The 20,478-nt window shown below is 63.2% G+C and carries 21 protein-coding genes; 10 read left to right on the top strand and 11 right to left on the bottom strand.

The annotated features are described in order from the left end of the window. Window position 1: 1 nt before the first annotated feature. Window positions 2-1,300 (bottom strand): MFS transporter, encoded by a 1,299-nt coding sequence (locus BM193_RS08315; RefSeq protein WP_254785955.1) that lies wholly within the window; start codon window positions 1,298-1,300, stop codon window positions 2-4. Window positions 1,301-1,408: 108 nt separating this feature from the next. Between BM193_RS08315 and BM193_RS08320 the strand changes: the two genes are divergently transcribed. Then, a complete protein-coding gene (locus tag BM193_RS08320) occupies window positions 1,409-2,311 on the top strand; it encodes a LysR family transcriptional regulator (protein ID WP_092798300.1) in 903 nt (300 codons plus the stop codon). A gap of 30 nt (window positions 2,312-2,341) precedes the next feature. On the opposite strand, the gene BM193_RS08325 is transcribed toward BM193_RS08320, so the two are convergent. The 4 genes from BM193_RS08325 to BM193_RS08340 all read right to left on the bottom strand — a co-directional run bounded on the left by BM193_RS08325 (window position 2,342) and on the right by BM193_RS08340 (window position 4,914). After that, window positions 2,342-3,214, bottom strand: a complete 873-nt coding sequence (locus tag BM193_RS08325; protein ID WP_092798299.1) for a hypothetical protein — start codon at window positions 3,212-3,214, stop codon at window positions 2,342-2,344. Window positions 3,215-3,233: 19 nt separating this feature from the next. Further along, complete coding sequence (locus BM193_RS08330) at window positions 3,234-4,019, bottom strand: hypothetical protein (protein ID WP_092798298.1); 786 nt, start codon at window positions 4,017-4,019, stop codon at window positions 3,234-3,236. Then, window positions 4,009-4,521 (bottom strand): hypothetical protein, encoded by a 513-nt coding sequence (locus tag BM193_RS08335; RefSeq protein ID WP_092798297.1) that lies wholly within the window; start codon window positions 4,519-4,521, stop codon window positions 4,009-4,011. Before BM193_RS08335 ends, BM193_RS08330 begins: the two co-directional genes overlap by 11 nt. Window positions 4,522-4,620: 99 nt before the next feature. Beyond that, on the bottom strand, window positions 4,621-4,914 hold the full coding sequence (locus BM193_RS08340; protein WP_010395442.1) for a DnaJ domain-containing protein: 294 nt from the start codon (window positions 4,912-4,914) through the stop codon (window positions 4,621-4,623). Between the two features lie 161 nt (window positions 4,915-5,075). Here BM193_RS08340 and BM193_RS08345 point away from each other — a divergent pair, with 161 nt between their 5' ends. From BM193_RS08345 to BM193_RS08355, 3 genes are all read left to right on the top strand, one after another. Then, entirely contained in the window at window positions 5,076-6,842 is a 1,767-nt protein-coding gene (locus BM193_RS08345; RefSeq protein ID WP_092798296.1) for a glutamine--tRNA ligase/YqeY domain fusion protein, read from the top strand. A 216-nt stretch (window positions 6,843-7,058) separates the two neighbouring features. After that, a complete protein-coding gene (locus BM193_RS08350) occupies window positions 7,059-8,906 on the top strand; it encodes a sensor histidine kinase (protein ID WP_254785957.1) in 1,848 nt (615 codons plus the stop codon). Window positions 8,907-9,105: 199 nt separating this feature from the next. Further along, window positions 9,106-9,885 (top strand): glycine-rich domain-containing protein, encoded by a 780-nt coding sequence (locus BM193_RS08355; protein ID WP_092798295.1) that lies wholly within the window; start codon window positions 9,106-9,108, stop codon window positions 9,883-9,885. A gap of 87 nt (window positions 9,886-9,972) precedes the next feature. On the opposite strand, the gene BM193_RS08360 is transcribed toward BM193_RS08355, so the two are convergent. The 4 genes from BM193_RS08360 to BM193_RS08375 form a co-directional block, all read right to left on the bottom strand. Beyond that, entirely contained in the window at window positions 9,973-10,212 is a 240-nt protein-coding gene (locus tag BM193_RS08360; RefSeq protein WP_029496207.1) for a hypothetical protein, read from the bottom strand. Between the two features lie 243 nt (window positions 10,213-10,455). Further along, complete coding sequence (locus BM193_RS08365) at window positions 10,456-10,740, bottom strand: hypothetical protein (protein ID WP_092798294.1); 285 nt, start codon at window positions 10,738-10,740, stop codon at window positions 10,456-10,458. 175 nt (window positions 10,741-10,915) lie between these two features. Beyond that, entirely contained in the window at window positions 10,916-11,179 is a 264-nt protein-coding gene (locus BM193_RS08370; RefSeq protein WP_175533203.1) for a hypothetical protein, read from the bottom strand. A gap of 94 nt (window positions 11,180-11,273) precedes the next feature. Beyond that, the gene (locus BM193_RS08375) at window positions 11,274-12,191 is read right to left on the bottom strand and encodes an NAD-dependent epimerase/dehydratase family protein (RefSeq protein ID WP_092798293.1); all 918 of its coding nucleotides are present in this window, start codon (window positions 12,189-12,191) and stop codon (window positions 11,274-11,276) included. Between the two features lie 12 nt (window positions 12,192-12,203). Here BM193_RS08375 and BM193_RS08380 point away from each other — a divergent pair, with 12 nt between their 5' ends. From BM193_RS08380 to BM193_RS08400, 5 genes are all read left to right on the top strand, one after another. Next, a complete protein-coding gene (locus tag BM193_RS08380; RefSeq protein ID WP_092798292.1) occupies window positions 12,204-13,229 on the top strand; it encodes a CDP-6-deoxy-delta-3,4-glucoseen reductase in 1,026 nt (341 codons plus the stop codon). A gap of 91 nt (window positions 13,230-13,320) precedes the next feature. Then, complete coding sequence (locus BM193_RS08385; RefSeq protein WP_092798291.1) at window positions 13,321-14,592, top strand: MFS transporter; 1,272 nt, start codon at window positions 13,321-13,323, stop codon at window positions 14,590-14,592. Between the two features lie 40 nt (window positions 14,593-14,632). After that, a complete protein-coding gene (locus BM193_RS08390; protein WP_092798290.1) occupies window positions 14,633-15,298 on the top strand; it encodes a DUF1345 domain-containing protein in 666 nt (221 codons plus the stop codon). Window positions 15,299-15,499: 201 nt separating this feature from the next. Further along, the gene (locus BM193_RS08395; RefSeq protein ID WP_092798289.1) at window positions 15,500-15,877 is read left to right on the top strand and encodes an HPF/RaiA family ribosome-associated protein; all 378 of its coding nucleotides are present in this window, start codon (window positions 15,500-15,502) and stop codon (window positions 15,875-15,877) included. A 270-nt stretch (window positions 15,878-16,147) separates the two neighbouring features. Further along, window positions 16,148-17,113: a GGDEF domain-containing protein gene (locus tag BM193_RS08400; RefSeq protein WP_092798558.1), complete on the top strand. Its 966-nt coding sequence runs from the start codon at window positions 16,148-16,150 to the stop codon at window positions 17,111-17,113. Between the two features lie 116 nt (window positions 17,114-17,229). Here BM193_RS08400 and BM193_RS08405 read toward each other — a convergent pair whose 3' ends face one another. Next, entirely contained in the window at window positions 17,230-17,862 is a 633-nt protein-coding gene (locus tag BM193_RS08405) for a DUF5610 domain-containing protein (RefSeq protein WP_254785959.1), read from the bottom strand. 155 nt (window positions 17,863-18,017) lie between these two features. Here BM193_RS08405 and sbcB point away from each other — a divergent pair, with 155 nt between their 5' ends. Next, window positions 18,018-19,466 (top strand): exodeoxyribonuclease I, encoded by a 1,449-nt coding sequence (gene sbcB / locus BM193_RS08410; RefSeq protein ID WP_092798288.1) that lies wholly within the window; start codon window positions 18,018-18,020, stop codon window positions 19,464-19,466. A 68-nt stretch (window positions 19,467-19,534) separates the two neighbouring features. On the opposite strand, the gene pyrF is transcribed toward sbcB, so the two are convergent. After that, window positions 19,535-20,359 (bottom strand): orotidine-5'-phosphate decarboxylase, encoded by an 825-nt coding sequence (pyrF, locus tag BM193_RS08415; protein WP_092798287.1) that lies wholly within the window; start codon window positions 20,357-20,359, stop codon window positions 19,535-19,537. Window positions 20,360-20,478 lie beyond the last annotated feature (119 nt).

Raw genomic sequence — 20,478 nt, forward strand, 5'->3', positions numbered from 1 at the left:
CTCAGGCCACCGCCTCGCGCGCGCCCAGCGGCTGCAGGTGGCGCAGGCGCAAGGCGATCAGCACGCCGCCGCCCAGGCACAGGCCCAGCATGATGATGACGCCCGTCCAGCCGTCGAAGCCCCACATCATGCCCGAGGCGGAACCGATCAGGCTGGAACCGAGGTAATAGAACAGCAGATAGAAGGCCGAGGCCAGCGCCTGCGGCGCGCGGGCGCGGCGGCTGACCCAGCTGCTGGCGATCGAATGCGAGGCAAAGAAGCCGAACGTGGCCAGCGCCATGCCGATGACGATCAGCGGCAGCGAATCGAACAGGGTCAACAGAATGCCGGCAAGCATCACCGACAGCATGATCCACAGCACGCCCCGGCGCCCCAGCCGGTCCACCAGGCGGCCGGCCCAGACGGAACTGAAGATACCGATCAAGTACAGGAACGCCAGCAGGCCGACCGTGCTCTGGCGCAGGCTGAAGGGCGCGGCCAGCAGGCGGTAGCCGATGTAGTTATACAGGCTGACGAAGCAGCCCATCAGCACGAACGCCAGGCAGAACAGCCATGGCAGGCCGCGGTCGGAAAAGTGCTGCTTGATGGCATGCGGCAAGGCGTTCCAGCCCTTGGTACTGGGCACGAAGTTTTTTGACGCGGGCAGGCTGCGCCAGAATTCGGCCGCCGCCAGCACGCCGGCCACGCCCAGCACACCCAGGGCCCAGCGCCACGAGAGGAAATCGCTGAGCATGGAAGCGATCAAGCGTCCCGACATGCCGCCAAACGCGCTGCCGGCGATGTACAGCCCCATCGACAGCCCCAGCGACGGGCCTTCGATTTCCTCGCCCAGGTAGGCCATGGCCACGGCCGGCATGCCGCCCAAGGCCACCCCCAGCGCGGCGCGGATGGCCAGCAGCTGGCCAAAGTCCTGGGCGAACGCGGACAGAATGGTCAATACGGCGGCGGACAACATCGACGCCACCATCAACGGCTTGCGGCCCACGCGGTCCGAGACGGCGCTGAGCAGCACCAGCGAGATGGCCAGCAAGCCGCTCGAGACGGACAGCGACCAGCTGCTTTGCGCAGGCGTCAGATGAAACTGCTGCGACAGCAGCGGGAACAGGGGCTGGATGCAATACAGCAGGCTGAAGGTGGAAAAGCCGCCGAAGAACAGGGCGCGGTTGCTGCGCTTGAATTCGATGGACCCCTTGGCGATGGCCGTGCGGGCAGCGGGAGCGGAACCGGGACCGGTACCAGGAGCGGAAACCGGAATGGCGGAAGGTGCGGCGGGGGCAAAGGCAAGCGATGAATCAGACATGGCCGTGTTTCGGAAAGGAAGCGAGTCTTCATCTTAGGATTGCCAACTCATATCGTCCAATATATATTTAAGGCCCAACTCATACTTTAAAACGATTACTGGACGAACATGGAACTGCGCCACCTGCGTTACTTTGTCGCCGTCGCCGAGGAATTGCACTTCACGCGCGCGGCCGAGCGCCTGCACATCGGCCAGCCGCCCCTGAGCCAGCAAATCCAGGCGCTGGAGGCAGAACTGGGGGCACAGTTGTTCGAGCGCAACAAGCGCTCCGTGCGGCTGACAGAAGCGGGCCGCCTCTTTCTCGACGATGCGCGGCGCATCCTGGCCCTGTCGGAACAGGCTGCCGTGACGGCGCGCCGGGCGCAGCGGGGCGAAGCGGGCGAACTGCGCATCGGTTTTACGTTTTCCACGCCGTTCACGCCCTACTTCGCCACCGTCATCAACCGCTACCGCCAGCAATTCCCGCACGTCACCTTGACCCTGCACGAGATGGCGACATTGCATCAGCTGGAAGCGATCTCGGCCAGGACGATGGACCTGGGCTTCGTGCGCCCGCCGGAAACGACGTACCCGGACGACATCCGCCTCACCGAGTTGCGCCAGGACCCGCTGTTCCTCGTGCTGCCCGTCGCCCACGCGCTGGCGGCCAAGGACAGCATCGCGATTGCCGACATGGCGGGCGAAGGCTTTGTCATGTACCCGAAGGATGCGGGCACGGGGATTTATCCGCAGATCTTTCGCCTGTGCAAGGCGGCCGGCTTCGTGCCCCAGGTTACGCAGGAAGCGGGCGAAGCGTCGACCATCATCGGCCTGGTGGCGGCCGGCTGCGGCATTTCCGTGCTGCCCGCCTCGTTCGACCGCATCCGCATGGACGGCGTGTGCTACCGCCCCATCGCCGACCCGCAGGCGAGCACCAGTCTATTACTTGCACAAAGGGAAGAGGAAACGTCGCCGCTGGTGGCGGCGTTCGTGAAACTGGCCGAGGAAGCGGCCATGGAAGGGGGAGCGTAGGCCGGCAGGCGCCAGCCTACGTACGCTGCCTTACGAGTAGTCGGCGTCCAGCTCGGAACCGGCGTAATTCTCCAGGTCCTCGAACAGGCTCTTCATGCTGGCCCGCGTGAGGATTTTCTGCACCACGGTGCAGCTGCGGCGATAGGAAGCGATGCGGTCGAGCAGCACGGGGTGATGCTGCACGGGCACCTTGGCCACCAAGGCGGCCCAGCCTTCCTCGAAGTCGGGCTTGTTCTTGCGCACGGAACGCACGAAGCGCTCGAACTCCTTCTGGCCCGTGCGCGCGACGATGCGCCCGCCGCCTTCGATGGCGAAGATGATGGCCAGGGCGATGACACCCTCGGCATTCAAGTCGCTGTCGCTGACGGGACCGTTATCGTGGTGGCGGCGCAGCCAGCTGGCCAGGCGCACGACGGCTTGCACTTCCTTGCGCTGTTGCAACTGCAACGCATACTTTTCATAGCCGGCCCAGTTCTGGTTCGGGTCGGCCTGGCAAATATCGATGAACAGTTCGCGCAAGCGGCGCGCGAGGTAGACGGGGTCCTGGTCGTATTCGCCGACGAGGGCGTCCTCGGGCAGCTGCGACAGTTCCTTGATCAGGCGAAAGCCCACCTGGAACGCGTGCTCGGCGCCGTGCTCGACGAGAAAATCGAGCGCGGCCTGGTCGCCTTCATGCGTGACGGCCTGCTCCAGGCCCAGCGACACGCCGCCCACCGTCAGGTACAGCGCTTTCTGGATGCCGTCGGCCGTGCGTTCATTCGTGAACTTCTCGGCCACCATGGCCGTGATGCCCGTCAATTCGTCGGCCAGGTTCAGCGCCGCGTCCTCGCGCGGATCGTTCGGCAACAGCTTGATGGCACGCACCAGGCGTGGAAGATTCTCTACAACAATTGCTGGCAGCATTAGTGATTCCCTGCTTTCATCAAGAGAAGATGCCCGTGCCCAGGCTGCGGCGCGTGCTGGAACGTGGCGCGCTGCGCGTGCTCGGCACTTGCTTGCGCAAACGGTACAGCAATTCCTTGGTACTGCGCTGCAACATGGTCGGTTCTTCGTCCGGGTCGTCCGAGTATTCCGCGTCGGCCAGGTCGGCGCTGTGGCGGAAGTCGGGGAACAGTTCGAACAGCGAACGGTCCCAGCCATCTTCATTCGCCTGCGCCAGCTCGATGGCCAGCGGCACGATGTCGTTGTCGGACGACGTCACGCCCGTCACGTACGGTCCCTTGATGACGATCTCGCCCGCCACTTCGAGGATTTCCTTCGGCGCCATCGAGAACAGGATGGCGAACGCCGTCGCGCCCCAGTCCGTGGCGGACGCCTCGAGCAGCAGCTCGCGGCGGCGCTCGGCGTCGTCGGTGGAAAACACCACGCCGTGGATGTGCGCGAACAGGGCCTCGGCGATGCGTTCCGGATCATCCTCGATCTGGTCGTCGCTCCAGGTGGCGGCGATGAAGGCCAGGCTGTCGGCCCACGCCTTGGGCGGCACCAGCAGGGTCGCCAGCGACATCTTGCCGCCGTCAAAGCCAGCCAGGTGCAGGGCCGTCACTTGCGGCGGGATGGCATTGAGCACCTCCACCACGGCCAGGTCGCCGTACTGGTCGGCCGCATCGGCAAACGCCTGCTCGGCGTGGCCCAGCGAGCCGGACAGCACCAGCTCCGTGACCTGTTTCGTCAGCGCGGGAAGATTGCTTTTTTGTTCATTATCGGCCATGGTCATCTCCATCCTGGTCAAACATCTGGGCGAAATCGTCGGTGGCTTCGTCTTCATCAATCTCGTCGTCGCCGTCGTCATTGGCGGCCAGCTGGTCGAGCGACTGGTCGTCGTCGTCCCACAGGCGCGGATTCTTGTGCAGGAAGGCCGTGATGATGGCCTGGCGCGCCAGGTCGGGGAAGCTCTCTTCGATGGCGGCGTACATCTTCGCCGCTTCCGGATCGGCGCAGGCGGCCATGGAAAATACGCGCGCCGGGTCGCCGAACTCGTAGTCTTCGCTTTCGGCCAGCAAGCCTTTCGGGTCGCTGAAACTGATATGGTCGACCAGCGCGAAGGCCAGCATGTTCACGTCTTCGATGCCGCCGCCGCTGGCGTACTCGCCGACCAGCGCGTCGACCATGCTTTTGTAGTTCTTGCGGTTCGGCGGGTCGCCGAGGATGCCTTCGATCTGGCCTTCCAGCTCGCGCGACTGGTACGCGAATTCAGGGTGTACTCTTCTCATGCTGTGCTTTCCAATATGATGCGCGGCGCTGTTACATTAAAAGCGCCGTTGTTGTTGTTTTTAAAATCATTCAGGCTGACCGGACGGCCGCCAGCGTGCTTAGTCGGCCGGCAGTACAGTGCCATGCAGGCGGAACACGCCGCACCACAGGGCATAGGCTTCCGCTTCCGGATCGATGATGATGCGGTGGTTCACGCTTTGGTCATATTCGGCGCGCTTGGCCGGGTCGGCCAGGATTTCGTACGCCTTGGTCACGCTCTTGAAGCGGGCCTCGGCGCCGGGGGCCTGGTTGCGGTCGGGGTGGAAGCGCATGGCCAGCGAACGGTAAACCTTCTTGATTTCATCGTCACTGGCATTGGGCGCGACACCGAGGACGTTATACAAATTTTCCATAAAAGGCTCCGGAGGCGCGAATTTCTACTAATTAAAGGCGAATTATCCTATAGAACGGCGTCCGCGTCGCTTGCATGCTGGGATATGGGGCCAAATACGTGCTTATAAAGCGCTGGCGGTACGGTAAAATGCTCTTTACTGTCACTCTTCCGCATTGATCAATGAGCAACGATAAACCGAATACCGCCGCGCCAGCGCTGGCGCCCAATTTCTTGCGTAACATCATCGAAGCCGACCTGGCAGCCGGCACCCATGTGCGTCCCGGCCTGCCCCAGGTGATCACGCGTTTCCCGCCGGAGCCGAACGGCTACCTGCACGTGGGCCACGCCAAGTCGATCTGCGTCAACTTCGGCCTGGCGCGCGATTACGCCGGCCAGTGCAACCTGCGCTTCGACGACACCAATCCGGCCAAGGAAGAGCAGGAATACGTCGACACCATCATGGACAGCGTGAAATGGCTGGGCTTTGACTGGGAACCGAAGACCGCCGATGGCCACAGCCACCTGCACTACGCCAGCGACTATTTCGACCAGCTGTACGCGATGGCCGAGTACCTGATCACGGCCGGCTTTGCCTACGTGGACAGCCAGAGCGCCGAAGACATGGCCGCCAACCGCGGCAATTTCGGCCAGGCCGGCAAGAATTCGCCGTTCCGCGACCGTCCGCGCGACGAATCGCTGGCCCTGTTCCGCGCCATGAAGGCGGGCCAGTTCAAGGATGGCGAGCACATCCTGCGCGCGAAGATGAGCGAAGATGCCATGAGTTCGCCGAACATGAACTTGCGCGACCCGGCCATCTACCGCATCCGCCACGCGCACCACCACCGCACGGGCGATGCCTGGTGCATCTATCCGATGTACGACTACACGCACCCGATCTCGGACGCGCTGGAAAACATCACGCATTCGATCTGCACGCTGGAATTCCAGGACCACCGCCCGTTCTATGACTGGCTGCTGGAAACCCTGGCCGCCGGCGGCTTCTTCCAGCAACCGGTGCCGCGCCAGTTCGAATTCTCGCGCCTGAACCTGACCTACATCGTCACCAGCAAGCGCAAGCTGCGCCAGCTGGTGGAAGAGCACATCGTCGACGGCTGGGACGACCCGCGCATGCCGACCCTGGTGGGCATGCGCCGCCGCGGCTACACGCCGGAAGCGATTCAACTGATGTGCGAACGCACGGGCGTGACGAAATCGGACGGCTGGATCGACTACAGCGTGCTGGAAGGCTGTTTGCGCGAAGACCTGGACCCGAAGGCGCCGCGCACGGTGGCCGTGCTGCGTCCCTTGAAACTGATCATCGACAACTTCCCGGAAAACGAAAGCGTGGAATGCACGGCGCCCGTGCACCCGCACTTCCCCGAGCGCGGCCTGCGCACCTTCCCCATCTCGCGCGAGCTGTGGATCGAGGAAGACGACTTCATGGAAGTGCCGAACAAGGGCTATTTCCGCCTGTATCCGCCCATCGACGACAAGCCGGGCAGCCGTGTACGCCTGCGCTACGGCTACGTGATCGAGTGCACGGGCTTTGACAAGGATGCGAACGGTAAAGTAACCGCCGTGCATTGCACCTATTTCCCGGACAGCAAGTCGGGCACGGAAGGCAGCGCCAACTACAAGGTCAAGGGCAATATGCACTGGGTCAGCGCGCCGACGGCGATTCCCGCCGAAGTGCGCCTGTACGACCGCCTGTTCACCGATCCGCAGCCGGACGGCGGCGGCAAGGACTTCAAGCAGCTGCTGAACCCGCTGGCCAAGGAAGTCGTGCAGGCATGGCTGGAACCGGGCGCCGAACTGGCGGAGCCGGAACAGCGCTTCCAGTTCGAACGCCACGGCTACTTCGCGGCCGACCGGGTCGACAGCCAGCCGGGCAAACCCGTCTTCAACCGCATCGTCACCCTGAAAGACAGCTGGCAGCCGGCCAAGTAAGGCGCCGCCCGCTCTTCCGAAAAAAACCGCCACGGCGGTTTTTTTTGTTTCGACGATATATATGGCGAGGCTAAATATTGCCTGTTGACTACATTAGCGATAGTTTTGTATATTGAGCAGCTATTGCGCAATATGCAATTGGCATAGCGTTTGTGCAAGCAGCAAAGCCCCCGCCCCACAGGCGGCACCCGATTCCACCACCTGATGCGGATTGCGATGTCCTCTACTGCCGGCGAGCACCAGTTATCCCCTGAGAAAAGACCGCTCTGGCTGCTCGGCTTTGCAATGTCGCTGATGGTGGGATTGCTGTTCTATATGGCCGCCTCCCTGTCGATCGAAAACGATGCCAGCGACCTGTTCAACAATCTGGCGCGCAACGCCCGGCAAAACATCGAATCGCGCCTGCAGTCGTATGCCAATTTGCTGCGCGGCGCGGCCAGCCTGTTCCGCGCCAGCGAGCAGGTGAGCCGCGAGCAATTCCACCGCTATGTGGCGAACATGGCTCTGCAGCAAAACTATCCTGGCGTGATGAACCTGAACTACAGCCAGGAACTGGACGAAGCGCAGCGCCTGCCGTTCGAAGCGGCCATGCAGCGCGCCTACCCGCCCGGACGCGACGGCTATCCCGCCTTTGCCATCCATCCACCCGGCCCCCGCGCGCATTATTCCGTGCTGGTGTACATCGAACCGATCGCCAGCGCGGCCGACAAATATGGTTATGACATCGCTTCCCGGCCCCTGATCGCCGAAGCGCTGGCGCAGTCGCGCGACTCCGGCCAGATCAGCAATTCCGGCGTGCCCGTGCCGATGGAAGGCCGGCCGCAGTTGACAGGCATGGCCATGCGCCTGCCCGTGTACCGGCTCGGCATGCCGACCGATACGGTGCAGCAGCGGCGCGCGGCGCACCTGGGCTCCGTCGGCATCGGCTACGACCTGGTGACGATGGTGCGCAGCGCGCTGGCCGATATGCCGGTGCGCAACGTCCGCCTGACCCTGTTCGATATCGGCCCGCAGGCGCGGGAGCCGCTGGACTTGCCGCATACCATGCGCCCCATCTTCGACAGTTCGACGGCGGGCTTGCATGCGCCATGGTGGCAGCCGGGCAACTCGGGGAAATATCTGAGCAGCACGATGCTGATCGAGCACAACGGCCGCGTCTGGCAAGCGCTGTTCAGCGTGCGCAAGAGCGATTTATATACGCGTTTCGATGCCTTTTTGCCATGGCTGGCCCTGCTGACCGGCTTTGCCAGCGCCATGCTGCTGTACACCCTGTTCCATACCCTGGCCTCGTCGCGCCGCAGCGCCATCCAGATGGCGCGGGACATGACGGAAGAGCTGCGGGCCAGCCAGATCCGCCTGCAACTGTCACACCAGAAACTGCGCCGCCTGGCGGCCCACGCCGACCAGATCAAGGAAGAGGAACGCAAGCGCATCGCGCGCGAAATTCACGATGACCTGGGCCAGAACCTGCTGGTGCTGCGCATCGATGCGGACATGCTGGCCTCGCGCACGCAGCGGCGCCATCCGCGCCTGAATGCCCGCGCCCGCTCTACCCTGGAACAGATCGACGCCACCATCAAGAGCGTGCGGCAAATCATCAACGACTTGCGCCCCACCGTGCTGGACCTGGGCGTGAATGCGGCCGTCGAGTGGCAAGTGGCGCAGTTCCGCCTGCGCACGGGCATCGCCTGCGAGATCAGCGAAAGCCATGACGACATCTGCCTCAGCGATCAGTGCGCAACGGCCCTGTTCCGCATCCTGCAAGAGTCATTGAGCAACATTTCCCAGCATGCCAACGCCAGCCGCGTGCAAGTCAAGCTGGAAAAGTGCCGCGACACGGTGTCGATGAGCGTCAGCGACAACGGCGTGGGCGCGGCCATCGACGGACGCAACAAGCTCGGCTCCTTTGGCCTGGTGGGCATCGAGGAACGCATCAAGTTACTGGGCGGCACGTTCTACATCGAAAGCAGCCCCGGCACGGGCATGAGCGTGCACGTCAGCGTGCCGCTGGGGGCCGACGCCACGCGCTTCCCCTACCAGGAAGACAGCCGCGCATCCGCCTGAGGACGGCCGCCCCGCGCTTGAAACAAGCTCAGCTTGCGTATTTTGTGATTCAATGCAATATTGATGTAGAACAATTCTGAATGTCTGGCCATCATCGCCCGGACGCCCACCCACCTGTCAGGAGTCCACGCCACCAGCCTAGCCTCTGCTTTTCCGCCGTTTTCCTCACGCAGCTCTTTTACGATACTAAAGGACACTCATGAACACGAACGACAGTTTCAAAGCCATTGCCGATTTGAATTTGGACGCGATCAAGGTCAAGCTGATGCACCGGGAATCGGGCGAGGGATGGAGCCTGGAAAAGGCCAATGCGGTGGAATTCGAGTATCGCCGCTTCCTGATCCTGATGAAACAGTTTCCCCAGGAAGAAACGGCGCCGCTGATGGATGTCGACACGTTCTGGCACTACCACATCCTCGACACCCTGAAGTATGCGGCCGATTGCGAGCAGGTGTTCGGCTACTTCCTGCACCATTTCCCGTACATCGGCCTGCGTGGCGAAGACGACGAGGCGGCGCACCACCGCGTGGGCGAGCGCATGAAACAGCTGTATGAAGAAACTTTTGGGGAAGACTATATCCGCGCAGAAACGGCGTATTCGGGGCGTGCCGTGCAGGCAGCCTATTCAGGACGCGCCGTGCAGGCGGCTTACTCGGGCCGCGCCGTGACGACGGCGTTTTCCAGCGCAGCGGTGCAGGCGACGGCGTATTCGGGCCGCGCGGTGCAGCAGCAGACTGCCTATTCGGGTGCGGTGCAGCAGCCGCAGACGGCTTACTCGGGCCGTGCCGTCCAAGCGGCGTTTTCCAGTGCGGCGGTGCAAGCGACGGCATATTCGGGCCGCGCCACGGGGGCTGCGGTGACCGCCTTCTCCAGCGCCCCCGGCTCCCTGGCCGCGGCACTGGTCGAGTCGTCCCCGACTGGCCTGGAAACGGGGCGTTTCTATCTCGATCGCCCGGCGTTAAGCCAGGACGCACAATAGAAAACCGGAATCCAGATGTGGCTGCCGCACGCGGCAAGCCTGACTTACCCAGACGGCACCTCTCAGTTTGCCGTCTGTCAGGCGCTCTTAGGCAGCCATCAGTTCGCGCAGCTCACGGATGCTGAAATCGCTGATTTCATGCATGCGGATGAGGATCGTGGCGCCGATCGGCAAGGTATTGTGGCGAATCTTGCTGATGACGGGTGGCGCAACTTCCAGCGCGCGCGACAGGGCCGCATCATTTTTCAGTTGCAGCTTGTCGATGATCGCATCCAGGACGCGATTCGGGTTGTAGGTAGGCAAAGAGGTAATTTGTTTGAGAGACATGATCAAAAATCCGTACTTGTTGTATTACTGCAAAAAAGAGACCGAATGTCGCTTTTGCAATAACTCAGGGTAAACACACTAAAAAGCGCCATCACTTATGCGGCTTTTATCCCGCAAACAATATAATACACGCTATTGTTGATTTTTGCTTAACTTGGAGCAAAATTGTGATAATTGAAGAGAATTGACGCACTTGGAATGTGCTAGAGGATAACCCAATTTGAGAAAATTTGCTGCAAGTCATCAATTTTTACGGTGGGGAACGCCGCTGCGCATCAGCCAGGCGATGGCCATGAGGGCGCCCAGGCGGTTTATTTCCACGGAAAAATGCCAGCTTTGCGCGGCCATGCTGGCCGGCGTCACGTGCACATGGGCATGCACGCTGTGGGCATCCACCCGGCACCAGGCCAGCTGGCGACGGATTTCAGCAGGCGGCGGCGGTGGCTGCAGCGCCCGTTCGCGGCGGCGCATATAGGCGCGCACCTGCTCCTTGCTGGGATGACTGATGCAATGGCTGATGGGATGCATCGCAAGCTCCTGCCGGCCGGACCCATCGTCGCGTGTCTAGCTGTCCAGCCCGCCACATTGGGCGAAATGCGTGACGACATTGCTCACCATATCGCCAGGCCGCCACGGCGCGTTTGCGCTGCATCAATGACAACGTCCCGGCGTTGCGCCGGCACCCGCCCGGCTTACACTGCCATCAGGTCTTCTTTTGCTGGCGCACGCGCTGCTGCTGCTTTTCCTGCGTCTGCTGGCGGTTCTGCTTGCGCTCGAACAGGGTCACCGCATCTTTCTTGGCTTGCTCGACGGTCCGCATGGCTTCATGCGCATCGTGCGGGACGAAGAATTCCGCGTCCTGGGCGGCCACCACCAGCTTGATGGCGGCCTCGTCGTCGAGGTCATACAGTTCGGTCAGGACGGTGGTGACCTCGTCCAGGTATGCTTCATAAGTCAGGGTGGTCATGCTGTATTCCTTTAGTGAATGGCGCGCTGCAGGCACGCCGCGCCATGCGCCATGCCCCGCCGTGCCCTGCATAGCGCGGGGATAACCGGCCATTTTACCCGATGCGCACGCCGCCGGCGGACATCGCTTGCAAGGCGTCGACCACGCGCGGGTAGCGCAGGCACACGCCCAGCTCGCGCTTGATGCGCGCATTGTCCATGCGGCGCGACTCGGACATGAACGACAGCAGCATCGGCGTGACCACTTGTTGCAGCTCGGCACGCGGCAGCCGTGGCGCGCGCGGCAAGCCGAAGGTGTCGGCCACGGCATCGAAATACTCGGCCATTTTTAGTACGCTGTCATCGCTGGCGTGGTAGACGCGGCCTGGCCGCCCCCACCACAGGGCCCGTTCGATGATGCGCGCCAGGTCATCGGCATGGATATGGTTGGTATACACATCGTCCGCGGCCGCCAGCGCCGGCGTGCCTTCGCGCAAGCGCTTCAAAGGCAGGCGCTCATCCGCATAAATGCCGGGCACGCGCAGGATCGCCACGCTGGCGCCACGGCGCGCGCCCCACTCCCGCAAGACCTGCTCGGCATCCACGCGCCGCCTGGCCCGCGCATTGGCGGGCGCCACGGGCCGCGTTTCGGCCACGATGGCGCCGCCGCAATCGCCATACACGCCGCTGGTACTGACGTACACCAGGCGCGCATGCTCGGGTAAAATGGCGGCCAGATTGCGCGTGCGCCGGTCCAGCAAGCCAGACGACAGGGGCGGCGCCAGGTGCACGACCATGGACGCCAGCCCGGCCAGCCGTCGCAGGCTGGCGCGGTCATCGAGGTTGGCGACGATGGGCACGGCGCCGGCCGCGCGCAGCTGCGCGCAGCGCGCCGGCTGGCTGGTGACGGCAAAGACGCGAAAGCGCGCGCGCAGCAGGGGCAACAGGCGCATGCCGACGTCGCCGCAACCGAGGATCAGCAGGCGCGGCAAGCCTGCCCGCTTGCGCAATGATGGCGTTAACATATTTTTCATCTCAAGGATTGTATGACTTTTCAAATTACTGTTCAGCCCAGCGGCCACCAATTCAGCTGCGAAGCGGACGAAACCGTCCTGTCGGCGGCGATCCGCGCCGGCGTCGGCCTGCCGTACAGCTGCAAGAGCGGCGCCTGCAGCTCCTGCAAGGGCAAGATCGTCTCCGGCAGCGTACAGCATAAGCCATATCAGGCCCGCTCCCTGACGGAAGATGAAGCGGCCGCCGGCTATTCGCTGCTGTGCTGCGCCGTGCCCCAGGGCGACCTGGTGGTGCAGGCGCGCGAAGTGGCCGGCAGCAGCGACTATCCGATCAAGAAAATGCCGTCGCGCGTGACCACCATCGAAAAAGTCGCCCCCGACGTCGTCGTGCTGACCCTGCAATTGCCAGCCAGCGAGCGCCTGCACTACCGCGCCGGCCAGTATATCGAAATCATGCTGCGCGACAACAAACGCCGCAGCTACAGCATGGCCAGCGCGCCCGTCGAAGGCGGTCCCGTGAGCCTGCACATCCGCCATATGCCCGGCGGCCTGTTCACCGACCAGGTGTTCGGCAGCATGAAGGAACGCGACATCCTGCGCTTCGAAGGCCCGATGGGCACCTTCTTCCTGCGCGAAGACAGCGACAAGCCCGTCGTGCTGCTGGCCTCAGGCACCGGCTTCGCCCCGCTGAAAGCCATCGTCGAGCACATGATCAACGAGAAATCCACGCGTCCCATCACCCTGTACTGGGGCGCGCGCCGTCCGCACGACCTGTACATGGACGCGCTGTGCCGCCAGTGGGCCGCCGACTTGCCGCAGTTCACCTATGTGCCCGTCGTGTCGGAAGCCTTGCCGGAAGACGGCTGGAGCGGCCGCACGGGCTTCGTGCACCAGGCCGTGATGGCGGACTTGCCCGACATGTCCGCATACCAGGTCTACGCCTGCGGCGCGCCGATCGTCGTGGAATCGGCCAACCGCGATTTCGTGCAACTGTGCCAGTTGCCAGCCGACGAGTTCCACGCCGACGCCTTCACCACGGAAGCCGACCTGGCCAAGTAAGCAGCACCTTCCAGACAGCGGGGCGCTGCCGCGGCGGCACCCGCTGCCGCCACGTTTGCCCCAGCCCACCCCGCTGTTCCCTGGAAACCTCATGTCTCTCGCGTCCGCCGGCAACGGCTTCAGTATCCTGCGTCACCGCAACTTCGCCTTTTACCTGTCCGCCCGCGTGCTGGGTACCCTGGCGGTGCAGATGCAAAGCGTGGCCATCGGCTGGCAGGTGTACCAGATCACGGGCAGCCTGTTCGACCTGGGCCTGATCGGCCTGGCGCAGTTCGCGCCCTTCCTCGTGCTCATCTTGCCGGCGGGCCACGTGGCCGACCGCTATAACCGCCGCAACATCATCGCCTGGTGCCTGGCCGCGCAGCTGGCCTGCGCGCTGGCCCTGCTGGCCTTCACGCTCAGCGGGCTATCCATCGTCTGGCCCGTGTTTGCCGTGCTGGTGCTGTTCGGCAGCGCGCGCGCCTTCATGATGCCGGCCACGCAGGCCGTGCTGGTGAACATGGTGCCGACGGAACAGTTCAGCCGCGCCGTGGCGCTCAGCTCGTCGAGCTCGCACGTCGCCATCATCCTCGGGCCCACCCTGGGCGGCTTGCTGTACTACTTCGGTCCCAAGGTGGTGTATCTGATCTCGTCGTCGCTGCTGGTGCTGTCGGTGCTGCTGATGCGCGCCACCACGCCGGCGCCGCAACTGGTCAAGCGCGAACCCGTCAGCTGGCATACCTTGCTCGAAGGCCTGCGTTTCGTCTGGTCGAAACCCATCGTGCTGGGCGCCATCTCGCTCGACCTGTTTGCCGTGCTGTTCGGCGGCGCCACGGCCCTGCTGCCGGCGCTGGCGCACGACGTGCTGCATATCGGCCCCGGCGGCCTGGGCCTGCTGCGCACGGCGCCGGGCGCCGGCGCGGCGCTGTGCTCGATCGCGCTGGCCATGTTCCCCATCACGCGCCGGGTGGGCGCCTGGATGTTCGGCGGCGTGGCCGTGTTTGGCATGGGCACCCTGGTGCTGGGCAGCACCAGCTATTTCCCGCTGGCCCTGGCGGCGCTGTTCCTGATGGGCGCCGGCGACATGGTCAGCGTCTACATCCGCCACCTGCTGGTGCAATTCGAGACGCCCGACGAAATCCGCGGCCGGGTCAGCGCCGTGAATGCCGTCTTCATCGGCGCCTCGAACGAGCTGGGCGAATTCGAATCGGGCCTCACGGCCGGCTGGTTCGGCCTGGTGCGCGCCGTGCTCTTCGGCGGCGCCGCCACCCTGGCCGTGACGGGCGCGTGGGCCGTGCTGTTCCCCGTGCTGTCGCGCATGGACCGCTTCCCCCATCACGAGAAGGAAGCGGCGGCGCAGGCAGCCACCACGGCGGCGACTTAAGCGCTAAGATGCATGATCCCAACTGCGGCATCCCGGCACCATGAAAATCACGCTTCCGTTTCACGGCTTCATCCGCAGCCGCCCCCACCTGAGCCTGGCCACGGCCATCGGCGTGGCCGCCGGCCTGCTGCTGCCCGCGTCCTGGCAGCAGATGACGCGGCTGCTGACGGCGTGGAATGTGGCCGTCTGGTTCTACCTGGCCACGATGGCCTGGATGATGATGCGGGCCAACCATCACAAGGTCAAGGCCATGGCGCAGCGCCAGGACGAACGGGCCGCCACGGTCCTGTCGGCGCTGTCCGTGGCGTCCGTGATGAGCCTGGTGGCCATCGTCTCGCAGCTGTCCTCGATGAAGGACATGGCGCCGGACGAGCGCGCGCTGCACTACGGCCTGACGATCCTCACCCTGGTCGGCTCTTGGTTCCTCGTCGGCACCCTGTTCTGCTTTCATTACGCCCACCTGTATTACCAGGCCGACCCCGCGTTGCGCCCCCTGAAATTTCCCGACGACGAACACAACCCCGATTACTGGGATTTCCTGTACTTCGCCTTCACCATCGCCGTGGCCGTGCAAACGTCGGACGTTACCGTGCAGACGCGCCTGATGCGGCAAATCGTGCTGGGACAATCCGTGCTGAGCTTTTTCTTCAACCTGGTGGTGCTGGGCTTGTCGATCAATATCGCCGCTGGCCTCATCAATGGATAAAGCGGACGTCGGCTTGAAAAAATTCCGCGAGGAAACTTGACCTGGCTGAAGGGTTAAGCTCATCTTAATCGTGCGCACCCTCTTGAAATACTGGAAAGAGGAGTAAGATAAGTTCCATGCACAGACGTCATGTGCATGAGGCAGCAACCAGGCCGCAGCACGCCTGAGATGGGTTTTTTTTGAATTGACAGGAGTAAGCATATGCAAATCAATATTCATACCGACAGCACCATCGCCAACACCGCTGGACTGAACGAACATGTGCAATCCGTACTTGAAAGCGCACTGAGCCGCTTCCGCGACAACCTGACCCGCATCGAAGTCCACCTCAGCGATACGAATGGCCCGAAAGGCGGCGCCGACGATATCCGCTGCGTCATGGAAGCCCGTGTCGCCGGCTACCAGCCGATCGCCGTCACCGAGCAAAACGCCACCGTGCACCAATCCGTTGCCGGCGCCACCGACAAGCTGAAACGCGCCATCGATAGCGCCCTGGGCCGCCTGCAAGACAGCAAGCGCCACGCCACCGGCAAAAATGCCGTGATCGATGCGACCGAAGCGGAAGAAACCGCCGAGTAATTTTCCCCCTGCAGCATTCGCCAGAGACGAGGCAGCCGTTCAAGGCTGCCTTTGTACATCTGCCCCCCTCTTTTTCCCTTCCCGTGCGGCATCGCCGCTATCAAAACCGCAAGCATTTCAGCTTATTAACGCGACAATGAAATAATTGTCGTATTTCTCATAGAAAGTTACCAGAAGCAAGCCTTTGCCGTTACCGCAGAGGCAGCTTTACGCTATCATGAAGAGACCGGCGCGCTGCATGCGCGGCTCGGGCTTTTTGAAAGTATGACTGTGGAACAGATCGGCAATTTCGGCGCATCAGGCTGCAACATCGGCGATTTACAGCTATTTCGCGATGGGGCGGATGGCCAGACGGCCGCCATGCTGGCGCCCTGCCCCGTCATGCGCCTCGAAGCGGGCGAAGCCATCACCGACACGCGCGGCGCCAGCCTGTACATCGTCCTGCGCGGCGCGCTGGCCGTGGCCGCCGACACCCATACGGGCATGGATGACGGCACCGTCAGCAAGGTCTTGCCCGGCGAAAGCGTGGGCGAACAGTCAGTGCTCGACGAAGCGAGCAACCTGGCGGCCATTTCCGCCCTGGAAGAAACCGATTTGCTGGTGATCGACGCGGCCATCGTCTGGGAATTGATCGAACAGTCGAACGGCCTGGCGCGCAACCTGCTGCGTTTATTATCGTTCCGCATCCGCGCCGCCAACGCCCTGCTGCGCCGGCGCCAGAAACTGGGCGAATTCTACCGCCAGCTATCGATGGTCGACAGCCTGACGGGCTTGTACAACCGCGCCTGGCTGACCGACTTGCTTCCGAACATGATCGTCACGGCGCACGGCAGCAATGCGCCACTGTCGCTGGTGATGATCGATCTCGACCATTTCAAGCGCTTCAACGACACGCATGGCCACCAGGCGGGCGACCAGGCCCTGCGCATCGCCGCGCAAGTGCTGGGCGCGGCCCTGCGGCCGACGGACTTTGCCGTGCGCTACGGTGGCGAGGAACTCATGGTGATCTTGCCTGACACGAATGAACACGTGGCCTTGCGCGTGGCCGAGCGCTTGTGCGAACGCATGCAGCAAGCCGTGATCTTCGCCGACATGCGCAGCGCGCTGCCGCACATCACGGGCTCGTTCGGCGTGGCCAGCCTGGCGGCGGAACAGGACGATGAAGCGCTGATCGCCGCCGCCGACGCGGCGCTGTACCGCGCCAAGGCGGGCGGGCGCAACCGCGTAAGCACCTGATAACAAGCCCATGGCGTCGTTGCATTGCCTCGCCGTACATTCGTACTGCCTTCGGCAATGCGCCTGGCCCTGGACATTTTCTCAGGCGCTTCCCGCACCTCAAGTAATGATGATGCTCAGGCAGCCTTGCTGTCGGCCGGCTTGGCAGGCGTAGTTGGCGCCGCAGCGTCATCCTTCTTGCTGCTGTGCGCGGCGATGAAATCCGCATAGCCCTTCTGCACCAGCTCGTACGTCTTGTCGATATTGCCGGCGATATCGCCGCCCAGCACCTTCAAGCCGCCCAGGATGTCGCGCGCTTCCTTGAAGCCTTTTTCCATGCCGCCACTGATGGTGTCCATGAATTTGCTCAGGGCGGCATCGTCGTCCAGGTCGGGATTCTGCTTCTTGAACGCGTCAAAAAAACCCGTCGACAGCGATACAATGCGCTGCGCCGTCGCTTCGGCGCTATTGTCCTGCGACGCCGCGTTCTGGATCGCATCGTCGCCGTACTGGCCCTTCAGCGCTTCATTGATATTCGTGATGGCGGTCTTGTACAGCAGCGCCAGCGGCTCGTTTTCCGAACCGATCGACACATTCAGCGACGCCTGCATGATGGAGGCGTTCAATTGCAGCCTGGTGCGGTCGTTCACGCTCATTTCAGTGGCGCTGGCGTCCTTAGGCTGGACTTTTTCTTCCTTGCCGGCAGCACTGCTACTGACGGAACTCAGGGAAGAGGCGGAATTGGCGCCTGTGGCGATGGGAATTGACACGATAAGCCTCCTTGAACGGGCAATGTATGCCACCATGCGGAAAACGCGATGATGACCATCCTCTCGTGTAGTATCGGCAGGTTTTCAGAAAACTGAAGCGACGGCTGTCAGCGGCCCGCATAACCAGATAACAATTAAGCAAGCAACGACCATCAATGACTACCCAGACTTTTCTTTGGCACGACTACGAAACCTTTGGCGCCCAGCCGCGCCGCGACCGCCCGGCCCAGTTCGCCGCCATCCGCACGGATGCCGACCTCAACGAGATCGGCGAACCGATCATGCTGTATTGCCAGCCTGCCAATGATTTCCTGCCCGACCCGCAATCCTGCCTGATCACGGGCATCACGCCGCAGCAGTGTTTGCAGCTGGGCGTGCCCGAGCACCAGTTCGCCGCCACCATCGAGGCGGCCTTCTCCGAGCCGGGCACCATCGGCGTGGGCTACAACACCATCCGTTTCGACGATGAAGTCACGCGTTTCCTGTTCTGGCGCAACCTGATCGATCCGTATGCGCGCGAATGGAAGAACCATTGCGGCCGCTGGGACATCCTCGACGTGGTGCGCATGACGCACGCGCTGCGCCCGGAAGGCATTCAATGGCCGAAGCGCGACGATGGCCAGACCAGCTTTAAACTGGAACACTTGAGCAAGGCCAATGGCCTCGTCCACGAAGCCGCGCACGATGCGCTGTCCGACGTGCGCGCCACCATCGCGCTGGCGCGATTGATCAAGCAAAAGCAGCCGAAGCTGTTCGAATTCTGCCTGGCCCTGCACAAGAAGGACAAGGTCGCCAGCGAAATGGGCATGCACCTGGCCGCCGGCGAGCGCCAGCCCTTCCTGCACGTGTCCGGCATGTTCCCGGCCGAACGGGGCTGCCTGGGCATCGTCTGGCCGCTGGCCACGCATCCGAGCAATAAGAACGAGATCCTCGTCTGGGATTGCGCCTACGACCCGCGCGAACTGTTCCAACTGGACGCCGACACCATCCGCACGCGTTTGTTCACGCGCAAGGAAGCCATGCCCGAAGGCATGACGCGCCTGCCCGTGAAAAGCGTACATTTGAACAAGTCGCCCATGCTGGTCGGCAATTTAAAGACCCTGTCGCCCGCCATGGCGGCGCAATGGGGCATCGACGTGGAGGCCGCCAAGGTCAACGCCCAGCTGGCCGCGGCGGCACCGAACATGGATGCCATCTGGGCCGAAGTGTTCCAGCGCCCGGGCGCCAACACCGCCCTGGACGTGGATGAGGATTTGTACAATGGCTTCGTCAGCAACGACGACCGCCGCCTGCTCGAATCGCTGCGCCGCGACACGCCGGCCAAGCTGGCCACGGCCCGCCCCTCGTTTGCCGACGAGCGCCTGCAGGAATTGCTGTTCCGCTACCGCGCCCGCAACTTCCCGCAAACCCTGAGCGAAGCGGAAAGCCTGCGCTGGGAACAGCACCGCGCCGCCCGCCTGTTCGACGGCGACGGCGGCGCCCGCACCATCGAAATGCTGTTTACGGAAATCGACGTGCTGTCGGAATCGGTCGATGAGCGGGGGGAAGAGATATTGGGCGAGCTGTACGATTACGCGGAAATCGTCGCCCCGCAGCGCGACTAAAATCCGGGGTCAGACCCGACGGGTCTCGGCGTCCCCGTCTGACCCCGGCATTCAAGGTGTTGGGTTTTTTATACCGAACGATGCGCATTGATCGCATCGCGCGTTTCAATGGCCACGCGGCGCGCCGCGTCGGCGAAGTCTTCGCCCGCTTGCGGCGTGGCGTAGATGATGGCGCGCGAGGAGCTGATCATCATGCCCATGCCGTTCGCCGTCTGGCCCGCGCCGACGGTGGCGGCAATATCGCCGCCCTGAGCGCCGATGCCGGGCACCAGCAGCGGCATGTCGCCCACGATGGCGCGCACCTGCGCCAGTTCTTCCGGGAAGGTGGCGCCGACGACGAGCGCGCACTGGCCGTTCTTGTTCCATTTCTCGGCCACCAGGCGCGCCACGCGCTGGTACAGCGGTTCGCCGTCCGTATTCAGGAATTGCAAGTCCGAGCCGCCCGGGTTCGAGGTGCGGCACAGGATGATCACGCCGCGATCCTGCCACGCCAGGTAGGGATCGAGCGAATCCTCGCCCATGTAGGGGTTGACGGTGACGGCGTCGGCGCCGTAGCGCTCGAACGCTTCGCGCGCGTATTGCGTGGCTGTCGCGCCGATGTCGCCCCGCTTGGCGTCGAGGATCAGCGGGATGTGCGGATAGTTTTCACGCACATAACGGCAGATGTCTTCCAGCTGCTGTTCCGCGCCCAGCGCGGCAAAATACGCGATCTGCGGCTTGAAGGCGCAGGCCAGGTCCGCCGTGGCATCGATGATGCGCGTGCAAAAGGTGGTGATTCCATCGGGCGCGTCGCGCAATTGCGCCGGCAGTTTCGCCAGGTCCGGGTCCAGGCCCACGCACAGCAGGGAATTATTGGCCGTCCACGCGGCGGATAATTTATTGATGAAATTCACGGCACACCTTCTCTATATTCAGTTGCAAACCCCGTATTGTAACGCGGCGCGGGGGCGCCAAGGCGGTGCGCGCCTGTTCCTCAGCGGCCGGGGACGCTTATGAAACCGACATCTGCCGC

Origin of the sequence: Janthinobacterium sp. 344, assembly GCF_900112025.1 — a bacterium.
Classification (GTDB): Bacteria; Pseudomonadota; Gammaproteobacteria; order Burkholderiales; family Burkholderiaceae_D; genus Janthinobacterium.